This is a genomic window from Okeania sp., assembly GCF_983059655.1.
This window is the reverse complement of sequence record NZ_CEZPJD010000110.1, coordinates 1-14823: the sequence shown is the minus strand read 5'-3', so window position 1 is coordinate 14823 and position 14823 is coordinate 1. Positions and strand designations below refer to the sequence as shown.

Annotated in this window: 10 protein-coding genes; 2 read left to right on the top strand and 8 right to left on the bottom strand. The window is 35.8% G+C overall.

Going from position 1 to position 14823, the window contains the following annotated elements:
• Positions 1 to 107: 107 nt before the first annotated feature.
• From AC3DU7_RS09075 to AC3DU7_RS09040, 8 genes are all read right to left on the bottom strand, one after another.
• Positions 108 to 1994 (bottom strand): HTTM domain-containing protein, encoded by a 1887-nt coding sequence (locus AC3DU7_RS09075; RefSeq protein WP_488039029.1) that lies wholly within the window; start codon positions 1992 to 1994, stop codon positions 108 to 110.
• A 37-nt stretch (positions 1995 to 2031) separates the two neighbouring features.
• On the bottom strand, positions 2032 to 2154 hold the full coding sequence (locus AC3DU7_RS09070) for a hypothetical protein (RefSeq protein ID WP_488039028.1): 123 nt from the start codon (positions 2152 to 2154) through the stop codon (positions 2032 to 2034).
• A 155-nt stretch (positions 2155 to 2309) separates the two neighbouring features.
• Entirely contained in the window at positions 2310 to 3554 is a 1245-nt protein-coding gene (locus AC3DU7_RS09065) for an NAD(P)/FAD-dependent oxidoreductase (RefSeq protein WP_488039027.1), read from the bottom strand.
• Positions 3555 to 4166: 612 nt separating this feature from the next.
• Positions 4167 to 5087 (bottom strand): sulfotransferase family protein, encoded by a 921-nt coding sequence (locus tag AC3DU7_RS09060; RefSeq protein ID WP_488039026.1) that lies wholly within the window; start codon positions 5085 to 5087, stop codon positions 4167 to 4169.
• Positions 5088 to 5393: 306 nt separating this feature from the next.
• A complete protein-coding gene (locus tag AC3DU7_RS09055; RefSeq protein ID WP_488039025.1) occupies positions 5394 to 6854 on the bottom strand; it encodes an MBOAT family O-acyltransferase in 1461 nt (486 codons plus the stop codon).
• Between the two features lie 247 nt (positions 6855 to 7101).
• Positions 7102 to 7494 carry an acyl carrier protein gene (locus AC3DU7_RS09050; protein ID WP_488039024.1) on the bottom strand — a complete coding sequence of 131 codons (393 nt, stop codon included), beginning with the start codon at positions 7492 to 7494 and terminating at the stop codon, positions 7102 to 7104.
• The gene (locus AC3DU7_RS09045; RefSeq protein WP_488039023.1) at positions 7466 to 9268 is read right to left on the bottom strand and encodes an acyl-CoA dehydrogenase family protein; all 1803 of its coding nucleotides are present in this window, start codon (positions 9266 to 9268) and stop codon (positions 7466 to 7468) included. Before AC3DU7_RS09045 ends, AC3DU7_RS09050 begins: the two co-directional genes overlap by 29 nt.
• 31 nt (positions 9269 to 9299) lie before the next feature.
• Positions 9300 to 11102 carry a fatty acyl-AMP ligase gene (locus tag AC3DU7_RS09040; protein ID WP_488039022.1) on the bottom strand — a complete coding sequence of 601 codons (1803 nt, stop codon included), beginning with the start codon at positions 11100 to 11102 and terminating at the stop codon, positions 9300 to 9302.
• Positions 11103 to 11777: 675 nt separating this feature from the next.
• Here AC3DU7_RS09040 and AC3DU7_RS09035 point away from each other — a divergent pair.
• Both AC3DU7_RS09035 and AC3DU7_RS09030 read left to right on the top strand, forming a co-directional pair.
• On the top strand, positions 11778 to 12110 hold the full coding sequence (locus AC3DU7_RS09035) for a hypothetical protein (protein WP_488039021.1): 333 nt from the start codon (positions 11778 to 11780) through the stop codon (positions 12108 to 12110).
• Positions 12111 to 12593: 483 nt separating this feature from the next.
• Positions 12594 to 14741 (top strand): pentapeptide repeat-containing protein, encoded by a 2148-nt coding sequence (locus AC3DU7_RS09030; protein ID WP_488039020.1) that lies wholly within the window; start codon positions 12594 to 12596, stop codon positions 14739 to 14741.
• Positions 14742 to 14823: the final 82 nt, after the last annotated feature.

Genomic DNA, 14823 nt, shown 5'->3' with positions numbered 1-14823 from the left:
GACTAAAATTGTGAAAAGTCAACTTTTAATTTATGATTAAAAGCCTACGTCCCCGCGTCTCCGTGTCCCCGTGTCCTACCCCCACCGACCAATTTTTTCAGCAGACCCTAAATATCTTTTTGCTCATCCGAACAAGACTTTTGCATAATACTTTTCTTTTCCACAGTTTGTGTTTCTCCTGGTGGTACAGTTCTCTCATCCATATAAAAAACATCCAAACTTTCTAATTTTTCAGAACCCTCATGCTTACTATTCCATTCACGACAAAGATACTCTATATAATAAGGATAAATTTTTCGACCCATAGCTCGATTTAGAGTTACAAAATAACTCCGCCACTGCATATTTTTATAAAGCTTATTAAATTGTTTCATCGTCGGTTTATCCCAACTTACAGACTCTCCTTTCTCATATAAAACATCAACCTCTTTCCCATTTTTTAAATTACCCTGAATAACGTGCCAACCATCATCTCTTGGTGGAGCAGGTGCAAAAATACTCCATAATTGGTCTAATCTTGTCACCCTACTAAATACATCTAACTGTTGTACAGTCTTACGTTTAAATAATTTGTCAGCTTTAGTAATCAAATCCTGTTTCTTTTCTTCTCTTCTATTATAAGTTTGTTGAACAAAACCTTTAACATTCCAAATCAAAGTATAGAGAAGTAGTAAATATACAACAATATTTAATCCTAAATTAGAACCTACATATAGGGGACTAAATTGCAATGGTTTAGTAAAATTTCCAGCAAACTTTCTATTATTAGCAATAGCTTCATAAAATTTAGTTCCTAGAGGCATTATCGCTGATAATCCCATCAAGAAAGCCAAAGGTTTAAAGATAGGAGACAAACTAAATACATAAACAAGAGCTTCCCATTTGAAATGTCGATTTTCTTGCCAGTCTACAACTACCCAAGAATTTTTATCCTGCATATCAGCATAGATATATTCATCAGTTTGAGCAGTAGTTAATGGCGTTCCTGGTAATATTAAAAATGTGCGTAACAGATAAACAACTTTCTTACAAAATCCACAATCTGCATCATAATAAATTTTCAATCCTTGACGTTCATCTGTCTGGATTTTTTCCTGCCAATTATCCCAGACTGCTGTAGGAATAAAAACCAACCAAATAACCACACATAAATAAGGAAATACCCCTAGTTCAAAAGATAAAGCAAAACTAATATGTAAAAGAATAAATAAAACCACAGAAACGCAGCGGAAAAATGTAATTCCAACAGGAATAAAAATCATCAAAGGTCCTAACCATTCAAACCAAAGAGCTACCCAAGTTAGTAACTTTAATATAGGTTCAGGAAAACCTAGTAAAAATTGCCCAAATGGCGTAGCATAGCCATCAAAATTCAGAGCATAATATACAGCATCTCCATCAGGCCACCAAATCTCACTTTTAGTCTTATAAGCTGCCGAACCTGCATAAATCAGCACTATTTGAATCATCAGTGCCACAGTAGCAGCAGAAGCAATACGTTTAGGTAATTTTTCTGGTGAAGAATTAAGAGCGCTATCTATTGAATAACTTGCTCCCAATGGTAAAAACATTGCCCAAAAAAGCAAAGCACGCAGTACAGCATCCCCAGCAAAACTTAAAGCTGGATTTCTATTTTGAATAGAAATAACAAATGCCCACATAGCAATAGTTGCTAATCTAGTTCGATATCCTACCAATAAAGCTATAGCTACTAATCCAATAATTAAGAAAATTAAACCCTGTACAAAAGGTTCACCACTAATTGAATTTATTGACCAATAAAAGGGATTTGCAATTTCCTTAAGTAATGTCCGAGGCATAACTCCAGAATCACTATAAAGAGACCTTAAATCTCCTGCACGGATAATTAAATCTACAATAATTACTAATGCTAACCCCACTCTAAATAGAGCAAGCGATCGTAAATCTAAACCAAACAATTTTTCCAGGCTGGCAGTTAAATTATTTTTTTCCTTTTCCATACTTACTGTCATTTTAATTATTTAGTGATTAATTTTATAAATACAACTTCTAACTTCTGACTTCCTTTGCCAACCCCACTCTAAATAAGGCGAGCGAGCGCAAATCTAAACCAAATAATTTTTCCAGTCTGGCAGTTAAATTATTTTTTTCCTTTTCCATACTTACTGTCATTTTTATGATTTAGTGATTAATTTTATAAATACAACTTCTGACTTTTGTAGGGGGCGATTTCCTACGGAATATTTCCCTACGGGATGCTACGCAAACGTAAACGCGTTTGCGGAGCATTCCGGAACGGAAATCGCCCCTACTTAATTCTGACTTAATTATTTCAATTTTTTGTGACTATTTGATTTGCCAAATAAATTTTCCCACCAAACTTGTAATCTATGGCGAATAACTTGAAATTTATGAGATAAAGTAGGTAATCTTTGAATATAAACTCCTAACCTAACTAAAGAAGCCAAAGAGCCAGATAAACTAATACCAAAACTAGAAATAGCTGCTGTATTCATCCCCAAAGTAATCATCTCTCCCAAATGTAAATAATGAAACGGTCTTGGGCGTTTATTATTTAAACTTTTCCACAGATTTTTTGCTGCTTGACTTGCTTGTTGATAAGCAACTTGAGCTGTTGCTGGAAGTTGTTTACTATTAGGGTATGAAATCTCCACAATATCTCCCAATCCAAATACTTCTGGATAGTCAACTAACTGTAAAGTTGGCTCACAAATAAGTTGACCTCTAGAATTATGAGAACAATCCAAATTTTTCACCCACTCTCTCATTTGAACTCCCGCAGTCCATAATATTAAATCAGTAGGAATAACAGCAGTTTCTCCAGCTTGCAAAATAGTAACTTGGTCAGCTTCAATAGCATTCACACCTGTCTCTAAACTGACTAAAACATTTCTTTTATCTAAAGCACGTTGAGCATTTTTCCGAGTAGCAGGAGTAAAAGTTTTCAGAATTTCCTTCCCTCTTTCTATCAAGCGTATTTCTCCCCTTTTACCCAATCTATCCGCTATTTTTCCTGCTAACTCTACCCCACTCGGCCCCCCACCAACAATAGTTACCCGGATTTTTTCTTTGCTAGAATTTTCCAAACTTTCTAACTTTTGTTCGAGACGTTGAAGATCGGCCAAAGTTCTAAATGTCAAAACATTTTCTGCACCATTTGGCATTTTTCCATTAGTGACACCCACAGCAATAACTAAATAATCATAAGATAAACTTCCTCCCTCCAAAAGTTTAACTTCACGAGCTTGAAAATCAATATCTTTCGCCTCATCTTGGCAAAACTGAATATCTTTATTTTTGAGTAATTTATCAAAAGATGGAGCTATTTCCCAAGTTTTAAGTTCATCCGTAATCACCTCATAAAGTAAAGGAGTAAATGCAATATGATCGTTTATATCTATTAAAGTTATTTGACAATTTTTATGTTTAAATCCCCCAAAGCTTTGTAAATACAATGCTGTATAAAGACCGCCGAAGCCAGCGCCTAAAATACAAATTTTTGTAGCTACATTACTTCCTTTTACTGTTTCAGATATTTTTCCAGTTTCCACAGCTTTTAGTATTGATAATTATTGATTTTTTACCTATTCTATAAAAATTACTCCTGACAAATCCCGATCTAATAATCTTCAGGAAGCAATATTCAACAATTAATAATTAATAATTAACTGTCCTTGAAAATAGGAGGATTGACTCAAAGGAAAATTTTTTCTCTCTTGGTCGATTTAGATATGGCGAGGAGACCCGCTCTTATCAGAGTCGCTCCGAAGATCGCCATCCCATCCTACGAGAAACTCCGCTTTTTCCTACGGAATGCTCCGCCAACATGTTGCGTAGCAAAACGACCGCCGCTTGTTTCTCCTTTAAAGGAGAGGCTTTAAACCTCAATTATTCTGTAATTTTTTCCAAATTAACTTTAAAGCTTTTACAGGCAATTAAACTTTTGAATCAAGTTAAATACAACTTTTTTATTAGAGCAAAATGTATTAGTACTTAACCAGCTTTACTATTCAATATTATCCTACAGATAGCAGTATAAGCAAACATCAGACTATCTCTAAAACTTCATTCATCTTACAAGTAATAGTTTTGAATCTATCTGAATTCTGAATGCTGAATACTGATAGCTATACATTATTACCCATAACTAAAATGCAATACAATCAAATATCATCTGTTAACCATGGTATTTCACGTCCTAAAAGCTCTTGTAAATTCAAAATATCCTTCCGGAACAAATGTTTTAAATCCTCTTTAACATTAGTTGAAATAGGCGGTATAGTGCCTTTATTCGACTTATGAAAAAACTTTAAAGCTTTATTGTATATCTTTCTAGGTAAAGCCTTTTCTAAAGTTAATTTAATAGCATTAGGTTCCTTAAGCAAACGATGGATAAGAAAACTTTTAGGCCAATATCCTGAATTAGATTTAGAGCAGTTTGGTATAAAGCTATCATCTACATCAATAAAGCGATATAATTCCTGCATAATGCCTATAGTATCTCGACAAAAATCTTCATAAATAATTACCTTAATTTGCTCTGGAGAAAATAAATCTAAGTATAGCTTTACCTGATTGTAATAACTACTTAACTTAGTATAGTGCCAAGCACAGTCCCAGTTTTTACTAATTCTCTCATCTTCTGCAGTGATGGCTTCACTAATTGGCAAAGGTTCCAGTAAGTCACGAACATTCATCACATACTGAGAATATAATCTATTTACTGGATTGCGTAGCATAATAATCATCTTGGCATCAGGGATATATTTTTTAATCCTTTCAGCAGCTTGGGAAAAATATAAGTAGCGCACCGAAGCTTCACCAATAGCTTTTGCTTCTCCCACATCTTGAAAAAGTTTTTGATAAGTCTTAAAGTCAGTAATAGTACCTTGATAAAGCTTTCTAATCAACGTCTCTTCATCATCAGGCCCTGAATAATATGGTAACTTTACCCCTTCAAAAATGAAGAAGTTCGGTTCTTTTGGCTTGGACATAAAGACTTGAGGATGTTGCTTCAAGTATGACCAAACAGAGGTAGTACCTGATTTTGCTGCACCTATAACAAGGAAATTTGGTAAATTCATAGGCCAAAAGCGCTACGCGCAAGTCAGAAGTTAAAAGTAATCCTTGACTAAACTTTGAGTATTTATAAATGTCTGCGCTCTATTTGCGTAGTCCTCTAGAACTTCTATAATTAGGGTTTGTTGAAAAAGTCTTTTTTTAAGGAGTAGGGGAGTAGAAGAACAGGAAAGTAATTTTTTTGCCCAACGATGTGCCTAAAATGGTAACTTTTTGAGCATGAACAGCTGAAAACCAGGTACTTTTTCCATACCTAAAAATGCTAAAAGCTCTATCTGTAAAAGCTTTTAGATTTATTCAGCAAACCCTAATTAAAACTCAAAGTAAATAAATGCAGAAGGAATAGTTGCCCCCAGCAAAATAGTTAAACCTAGCAGACCTCTCGATATCCAAGGAGATAACAAGAATTCATATTCATCTCGCTGCTGCCAAACTGCCAAATGTTCCAAAAATAATGTCCCGATCGCCACAGCTAAAGTAACAGCTAGAGCATAACCCTCATTTATGCTATAAGAGCTAAAAGCATCGATAGCCCCTGAAAATGAATAAGCCCCTGGTGTAATTAAAGTTACTAACTTAGTACCCAACCTACTAATATTAGTTTCCATAAAGAATAAACAGCCTAAAGTTACGGCCATAAAAGTTAAAGCCCAGGATACAAACTCAGTTTTAGAAGTCCATCTGCCCACAAATCTCTGAAAAGGTCTACCTGCATATCTGAGTACCAATAATAATGCCCCGTGGTAAGCTCCCCATAAAATAAAATTCCAGGCCGCCCCATGCCAAAAGCCTGAAAGAGTAAAAGTTATAAATAAATAGAATGGTGCCCACTTTTTATTTGCACCCATTAGTGGGATAAAAACATAGTCCCTAAACCAGTTACTCAGAGTAATGTGCCAACGTCGCCAAAATTCTTGGATACTGACAGAAGTATAGGGTGCCAGAAAATTTAATTCTAGTTTAACTCCTAAAATTCTAGCGATACCAACAGCCATAAAGCTGTATCCAGCAAAGTCAAAATATATTCTTAAAGTAAACAAAAAGGCATGAAACCAAACTAATAAAGCATTTTTTGCTTGCTCTAAGTCTATATATGGAGTAATGTTATCTGCTAGAACAAATTTCATAAATAGACCTAGAGATAACCATCGCAAACCTAATTCAAAGTTTTCTACAGTAAATTTAAATTTAAAAGATTCTAACTGGGGTAATAATTGTTTACGCCTTTCGATTGGACCTGCTACAATTTGCGGGAAAAATGCGATAAAGTTGACGTAATCTATAAAATTAATTGGTTTTTTCTTTTTAGCTGTAAAAGAATCTACAACAAATGCCACCATCTGAAAAGTATAAAAAGAAATCCCTGGAGGAATTCTATTAAATACTGGTAAAGGAAAACTTTGTTCCCAATTTGGAGGCATTCCCCCGACCACTAAACCTACTACATCTTCTACAAAAAAGGTAAGATATTTAAAGTATGCTAATACCGCTACATCAAATATTATTAAAAATGTAGCGATCGCCCTTGACTCCCAACCACGTCTCTGCAACATTAGTCGCACTATTATGTAGTTGAAAATTACCTCGAATATAAAGACAGCAAAACTTTTTAAATTAGCATTTAAAAATAATGTTAGTGATAATACCATCAAACCGATGGTATCAAAATTATCTTGCCAGAAGTTAAACCTTTTTCCTAGAGCGCGGATGGTGAAGAAAGGCACGCTAAAAATCAGCAGCACCCACCAGAAGGAAAAATCAGAAAAATTCAATTAACTATTTCCTCCTCTATTTTTGATAGCAACCTATCCCAATTAATTATTGTATGAGATATTTGTTGATACTATAAAATATTTTTTAGGGGCGAATGGCATTCGCCCTCCCTAAGTGGAATTCGCAGCAGTCAAAAGTAAACGTATAAACTGTAAAGTATTTATCATTTTAAACATTTACTTTATAAATCGGCTTTTATTGCTGAAGTGCTGACCGCTGATAGCTGAATGCTAAAATATGAACCACTTACTTCCAAAAACCACCCCAACCTTTACCAGATTTTTCAGCAGTTTCTTTCACTTCTTCTGTTTTTTCCTCAGAACTTTCCAGGTTTTCTAATGCCTCAGAAATATCAAACTCGGAAACTAAATATTCAGCAGATTTTTCAATAGTTGGATAATCCCAAAATAAAGTAGAAGGTAACTCTAATTCTAGTTCATCTTCCAACTCACCAACTAAAGTTACGGCATCAATTGAGTCCAAACCATAACGAGTTAAAGGTTCGGTAAATTCGATAGTACTTTTGTCAACAGACAATTGTTCTGCTAACTTTTCAGCAATCCATTTTTGTAAGATTTCTAAGGGGGAATTTTCTGTTTTTGCTTCAGTATTAAGCGTGCTGGAGTTCTGAACTTGCATTTGTTTTATTCTCCTGTTTTTGAGTTTGTGCTAGTTGAAAAGGAACAATAGAAAATACTTTATTTTCATCATAAAGTTTGAGCATTTCTTGAGTAACTTTTTCCCAATATAATTGGTCTACTTTTTGTGAATGCCCAAAAGGTTGTAGTAAACGATTTAAACATAGTACCAACCACTCACCACCTGCAAAAAACTCACCTAGTATTTCGCGGTTATAAATCCACATATGAACACACGAGGCAGCAGCATGTAAAGCACAGTAATTTTTCGCTATTTCAAATAATTCTGGTGACTGGTCGTGACCAAACTCAAATGCTGAATTAGCAATTTGTTCGTCGTGAGCGTTTACTTCTTCAATAACACACTCAGTTAGTGCAGTAATTTGCTCTAAAACTTTAGTGTTTAAATTATTAGTTTTTAAATCTTTTAACTGTTCTAACGCAATTTCTAATCCTTGTAAAGCGTCATCAGCACCCCGCCCTACAATTTCCAGTTTTTCTGGTTCAAAAGTAGGCAATTGTTTCTCCAAAGAAAAGATTATTTCCAGACGAGATTTAATTGCTTCTATCTTAGCAGAATTCCTTCGAGAACGTTGTTTAGTTAACTGACGAAACTGTAAAATTAGAGAATGCAAATTAACAACTGTACTTCCATCAAATACACTAATAATTGAGTTATCTCTCAGCACTTTTTGAAACATTCCCCAGTCATGTTCTTCCCGCATATAAAAACGAGAACCTAACACCACTGAAATATTATTAATCATTGTTTCTAACTGAGTGGTAACAAAATATTTCACCACTGCACCCCAGACACTAAATTGCCCAGGAATAACATGAAATCCTCTGGCTGCTCCAATTGTTTCACAATCACTAATTAAGGTGTCTAAAAATGCTTCAGCTAAAGTTCTGCGAGGTTGAGGAATATCTAAAACTTTTTTGTTGTAAACAACTCTATTAATAGCAAATTTTAATGTAGTTCTTAAAGCTGTATCTGCCGCTCCATGAGAAAAAGCTGCACATAAAGTTCTAGTAATTTGAAACCCTTTCAAAGCTACTTCTAGACCTGCCCCTTCTCCCTTAATCAACATATCTTCAGGAACAAAGCAATCTTTAAAACCTATCCCACTCATATCAGAAGCTCGAATTCCGTGGGTAAGAATTTTTGGTAAATTGTAGTAATTTGCTGGATCGAGTCGGCTTTTTTCTACCATAAATAAAGACAGACCCCTAGCTCCCCCATCCTCTTGGTCAGTCTTTGCTAATATATAAGATACCCCAGAAATAGTTGCACGATTTATTGGCCACTTTTCCCCATTCAGTAAATAACCCCCAGGAACCTTTGTTGCGGTCAAATCTCCACCAATGAGGTCAGCACCATGCTCCTTCTCTGAGTAACCAAGGCACATTGTCCCGTGTTCATCTTTAATATAAGTTGCTAACTTTTGCTTTTGTTCCTCTGTACCTGCCATCCAGGTAATAAAAGACCAAAACATAGTAGTAAAAGCAATTCCAATTGTTTGGTCGCGCCTACATAAAACTCTAACAAAGGCCACAAACTCTTCAAAAGAAGTAAACTCTCCACCACAATTAACAGGAACATAGTAATGTTGTAGCTTCCAATTATAGAGCCATTCAATTTCCTCATGTGGAAATTCTTCACTCTCATCAATTTCAATTACTCTTTTGAAAGACATTGTGCTGTCTGGACTTTCTGGATCGCCAAGAGCACGCTCTAATTCTTCAGCTACCCAATACTGCTTGAGTTTATCCATGCTAAATCTCCTATTTATCTAGGTTAAATTTCTAGCTATTTTTCATTTGGGATGCTAATGACTCAACTTCTTCTTGTAACTTTCGATACTTGGAGGTTAGTTGAGGGTTTTCACTCCAATCAGATATCACGTCCAGGGTTCCAGCCATAAAATTGGAACGACAAGCACGACGTTGAATCTTACCACTAGCAGTCTTAAGAATATTTCCTGGTTTAGCCAAAATTACAGCATAAGCTTGTAACTCATGGTCTTCGGAAACAGCTTGACGGATATCATTGATAACTTTCTCCGTATCCAAATCTTGAGTGCGACGTTCTACCTCTTGAACAATAACTAAATGTTCATCACCCCTAACTTCCACTGAAAAAGCAGCACCATAATCTGGACGAAGTGCCGGGTGAACCTGTTGTACTGTCCACTCAATATCTTGGGGATAGTGATTTGTACCTCGGATAATAATTAAATCTTTAATCCTACCCGTAATATACAACTCCCCATCTTTCATAAATCCCATGTCTCCAGTCCGCAAAAACGGACCTTCTCCACTATCCTTGATATAAGCTTGAAATGTTTCTTTGGTAGCTTCCGGACGTTCCCAGTAACCTTGAGCAACACTGGAGTCCAATACCCAAATTTCTCCCACTTCATCAGTAGCACATTTTGTGAAAGTTTCTGGATTAACAATAGCTACCTGAGTTTCACAAACTAAGCGACCACAAGATGGATAAGCTCTTACCCCTGTTCCATCAGGAGAAACTTCTACAATTTTATTTTTTTCTACTAGAGCTGTTGCATCTATGGTACAAAGTACTGGATCTGTGAGTTTAGGTTTAGCTGAAACCAGTAAAGTATCTTCTGCTAGTCCATAACATGGGGCAAAAGCATTCCAGCGAAAACCACTAGCGGAGAAAGTTCCGTAGAAACTCTCCATTACTTTTGGGTTAATAGGTTCCGCCGCATTACCTGCTGCTTCCCAATTACTAAGGTCTAAAGTAGATAGTTGTTTTGGCTTAACTCGACGAACACAAAGGTCATAAGCAAAGTTAGGAGCTTGAGAGTGGGTTGCCTTATAATTTGACATAGCTTGCAGCCATCTCAGGGGTTGCTTCACAAATGAGAATGGGGACATTATGTAACATGGAGTTCCATTGTATAGAGGCTCCATCATTCCTTCCACTAACCCATAGTCGTGAAAGAAAGGCATCCAAGTAATAGTTTTACTTTCTGGCGTGTATCCACAAGCTCTCTGTAGATAGCCTAAGTGATGAATCAAGTTTTTGTGGGTCAACATTACCCCTTTTGGAGTAGAAGTAGAACCAGAAGTATACTGCAAATACGCTAGTGTATCCCCAGTAATACCAGGATATTTCCATTCCTGAGCTATTTCTAGATCGACAGATTCAGTATCTATCCAGCGCATTGTCTCGAACTCAGGAAATTCATCAGCCACTTCTTCTACAAGGGAAATAATTGTGGCCGTTGTCAAAACTATAGAAGCTTGGGCATCTTGAACGATCGCTCTGAGTCTAGGCAAAGTTCGTTTGAGACGTCCTGCTTCTGGAGGAGGCACTGGAATTGCGATAACCCCAGAGTATAGGCAACCGCAGAACGCTGCTATTGCTTCTAGTCCTTGTGGATAGAGCAGTAAACCTCGCTCTCCTTTAACTTCATTTTTCTGTAAAAATGCTGCAATAGCTCGTACTCGATGCTCTAGTGAAGCGTATGTAAAGTTTTCTCCTTCTTTTTTACCGTCAACCAAAAAAGTGTATGCTAGCTTTTCTGGTTGTTCTGCTGATAAAGTCTGAAGTAGGTCTATTAAAGTAGAATATTTCACTGTCTCACTCATTAGAATAGGAGAAGTAGTGACGTTCTCCTACATCAAATCAAAGATTATAATGTAGGCTTCCCAACCTCACGGATAGGGCTTTCTGTTTTGCTGGCGCAACGCTGCGCGAACACAGGGAGTGTAATCACTTAACCCTCCACAGACAGAGACGATGAGACCCACCGCCTTTTTGTACTAAAAATCCCATCTCTCGGCATTGAATGACCGCAATGCGGACATTTAAAATGCTTTGGGCCTCCTAGATTTTGATAAACACCACCTATTAGAATGTGATTTTAGTAACATTTACTTGTTTTGCTTAAGCCTCAAAGCTTGATAAAGCGATACAACAAGTGGGTTTTCAAATATTGAGAGGGTAATTTTTTTTACTATACCCTTATCCAATTTGTTTTATTCTGGCATAAGTTGATTGACGATGGCAACTTTTCGGTTGGTTCTTTACGGAATCTTTAAGTAATTCGGGTAGGATTACATGGAATTTTATCCTAACTTTATATTCTGTCAGTCAATTTTTAATACTAAAAAAAGGCAGTACAGTAAAAGCAAGGCTTGGTCAATCACTTTTAGATTTTAGATTAAGCTATCTTCTTTGTTGAGAATTTATAACTATTCCTTAGCAAATATTATCTATAATTTGATGAGCGAAAGTAAAACTTTTTTCCGATGAATAATTACAACAATAATAACTTCAAAAAAACTTCTGAAGTAGACGAGGCATATGTATCAAGTTTACGGGACTCTCTATCTAATATTTTCCAATCGTTTCAAGGTTCTTATTCCCAAATTTTAAAATGGTTTCAAGAACTTCCTCAATGGGCAAAAATTGTAAGTTTAATCGCTATTCCTCTATTGATAATGAAGATATTAGAGGCTATTATTAGTTTAGTTTCTCTATTAATTACTATAGCTGTATTTGGAGGAACTATCTATATAGGGTATAAATTTTTATTCTTACCTAATTATGCCAAAACAGATAAAAATGAAAGCAAAAGGTAGAAAGAAATTCTGATTATAGTTGTGATTTTTTAATAGAAAAAACTCAAAAATATAGATAGATTGACACGTTAAAAAATATATAACTTTAATATGAATACTAGACTTATTTGCACAATTAATCTAAGTAAAGTTTGCTCGATTAGATTAATTATAAGTATTTGTCTAGTTTTAAAGAAAGTGTCAAAGTATTAGTTTGACCACAAAACAATAATAGTATATGGTATTTATGCGATCGCTTACCAAAACTGTATGAATTTATTACAGGTCTTATCTGTTAATAAAATTTAGACATAACGGATAAGTTTGGAAAGTATGGGAAATTATAGATATAGAACCAGTTTAAATATGATATTAACTCCTTATTTATTCCTAGTTAGGAAAGTAAAAAAAAGGGTAAAAACAGGTAGCATTAATAGTAATACCATACTTACGGTAGAAAATAATTAGTCTAAAAGTTGAGAATACTAGAGTAAGCACATCAATATGACAAGCCCAACTTTTGGTTCAGATATCTCAGATATCAATAATAGTAATAATCCGGAGTCATCGTGGCAGCCAAAATCTAAGCAATTACCTATCTGGGTTCGTAGATGTGGTGCTTGGACTACAGAAGTATCCCTGGTTGTGCTTAGTGGAATAGTTCCAGTTTGTCTTGGCCACTTGGGTAATATAGGCACCAAATCTGTTCCTCTTAACCCAGTAGTAGCAACAACCACAGAAGTAATTGCCAATACTTTAGGAATTCCTTTACGAAACCGTTATCAGAAAGTAACACCTCTGGCTAACTTATTCTGGTCTGTAGCATTATTGGCTCCCTTCACAATGGTCGGTTGGCAATTATTTTTGTTAGCTAGAACAGGTCAAACATTGCCTAAGCGTTGGTTTGAAATTAGAGTTGTGACAGCTTTAGGAACTTCTCCAGGCTTCAGAAAAACCCTCGTCCGTGAAAGCTTTGGGAAGTGGGGAGTACCTATGGGGACTGCCTACTTGGTTTGGTATTTAACTGGGGCATTTCCTTCTTTGCTTATTCTCTTAGGATTATCAGGATTAGCATTACTGGGTGATATTTATTTTATTCGTTTCAATAAGCTACGTCGCACGGGACACGATCAATTAGGAGACACTTTTGTTGTAGATACCCGTTCTGGCCAATTAGATTCTAATCCCTTTAATATTATCGATTCTCAGACACAAGCTTCAGCAGCAGCAATTGTTACTACTCACAAAAAATCAGAAGGTTTTCATCTTTGGCCTTGGATGCGAAAAAATCCAGGTATGACTTTACTAATGATAACCGCTTTAGGTATGGTATCGGTTTTGGGGACAATTTTTGGCACTCACGTTTATATTCAAAATCAAGCAAATTGGCGGGAGTTTAAACAACAAGATAATGATATGTTTCTGGCTCTTGTGAATAAGTTGTCTCTGACTTCGGCTAAACCTCAGCAACGACGAGTGGCAGTTTTAGCTTTGGGTTCTACGAAAGATCCTCGTGCTATACCATTATTAGTAGATTTGTTAGGGCAAGAAAATGAACCAAGTATACTTGATGGAATTCAACAATCTCTAGTTAGTGCTGGACCAACAGTAATACCGGAACTACGTCACTTAAATCAAGCCCTCAAAAACGATCTAGATTCTTTGAGTTATGGGGGCAACTCTCAAGAACAGCTTTTAGCATCTCTGCGACTACGAGCAACTCAAAAGGCGATCGCTAAAGTTCTCAAAGTTTATAGTGGGTCAGTTAAAGAGGCTGACTTAAGTGGTGTCGATCTAGGTCAGAGAACCTCTGGCCCAGCTAGCTTTACTTTGATATTAGAAAATACCGATTTGTCTGGAGTGAAATTTAGGGGCGCTATTCTTAATCAGTCTAGTTTTAAGAATAGTCGCTTTTATGGACCAGGAAAAGATAATCGCTTAGGAACTTTTGACGATTTGATTGCTGATTTGAGTGGAGCAAATTTGATAGAAATCAATCTAACAGGTGCAGTATTTGGCCCAGTCGTGATGAAGCGTGCAGACTTATTTAGGGCAATTCTAAATAAAGCAAAAATGCCTGATTCGGTTCTGACAGAAGCCAACTTAAGCAGTGCCAAGTTAATTGAAACTGATTTACAGCGAGCAAATTTAACAAAAGCAAGTTTTACTGGCGCAGATTTAGGAAGTGCTAATTTATCAGAAGCTAATTTACGCAGAGCTCATTTAAGTAAAGTGAAGGCTGAAGGAGCTAACTTTCAATCATCAAATTTGATGGAGTCTAATTGGCAAGGAGCAAATTTATCAGGGGCAAACTTCAGTAACACTAATTTGAGAAAAGCAGATTTGAGTTTAGCCCAACTAACTAATGTGAATTTTAGGAATGCTCAACTACAGAATGCTAATTTACGAAATGCAGATTTGAGTTTGGCAGATTTACGAGGAGCAAATTTGAGTGGAACTGATTTAAAAGGAGCTAAATTAGTAACTCCAAAACCGGCTCAATTAGACCAATTTTTAGCCAGTCCACTTGATACATTCAAATCCGATCATTTAAGAGGCGTTAATTTTAATTTTGCCAAAAATTTAGATCCTAATCAAATTAATTACATCTGCAAACAGGGGGGAATTCACGAGCAATGTATGAATAATTAGGGTTTACTAAAAAGTCTTTTTGTAGGAGTAATTTCAGTTATCAGTTATCAGTTATCAGTTATCAGTTATCAGTTATCAGTTA

Coding starts and splice junctions, on each gene's coding strand:
- AC3DU7_RS09075 (WP_488039029.1), bottom strand. CDS start 1,994: ATGACAGTAAGTATGGAAAAGGAAAAAAATAATTTAACTGCCAGCCTG.
- AC3DU7_RS09070 (WP_488039028.1), bottom strand. CDS start 2,154: ATGACAGTAAGTATGGAAAAGGAAAAAAATAATTTAACTGCCAGACTG.
- AC3DU7_RS09060 (WP_488039026.1), bottom strand. CDS start 5,087: ATGAATTTACCAAATTTCCTTGTTATAGGTGCAGCAAAATCAGGTACT.
- AC3DU7_RS09050 (WP_488039024.1), bottom strand. CDS start 7,494: ATGCAAGTTCAGAACTCCAGCACGCTTAATACTGAAGCAAAAACAGAA.
- AC3DU7_RS09045 (WP_488039023.1), bottom strand. CDS start 9,268: ATGGATAAACTCAAGCAGTATTGGGTAGCTGAAGAATTAGAGCGTGCT.
- AC3DU7_RS09035 (WP_488039021.1), top strand. CDS start 11,778: ATGAATAATTACAACAATAATAACTTCAAAAAAACTTCTGAAGTAGAC.
- AC3DU7_RS09030 (WP_488039020.1), top strand. CDS start 12,594: ATGACAAGCCCAACTTTTGGTTCAGATATCTCAGATATCAATAATAGT.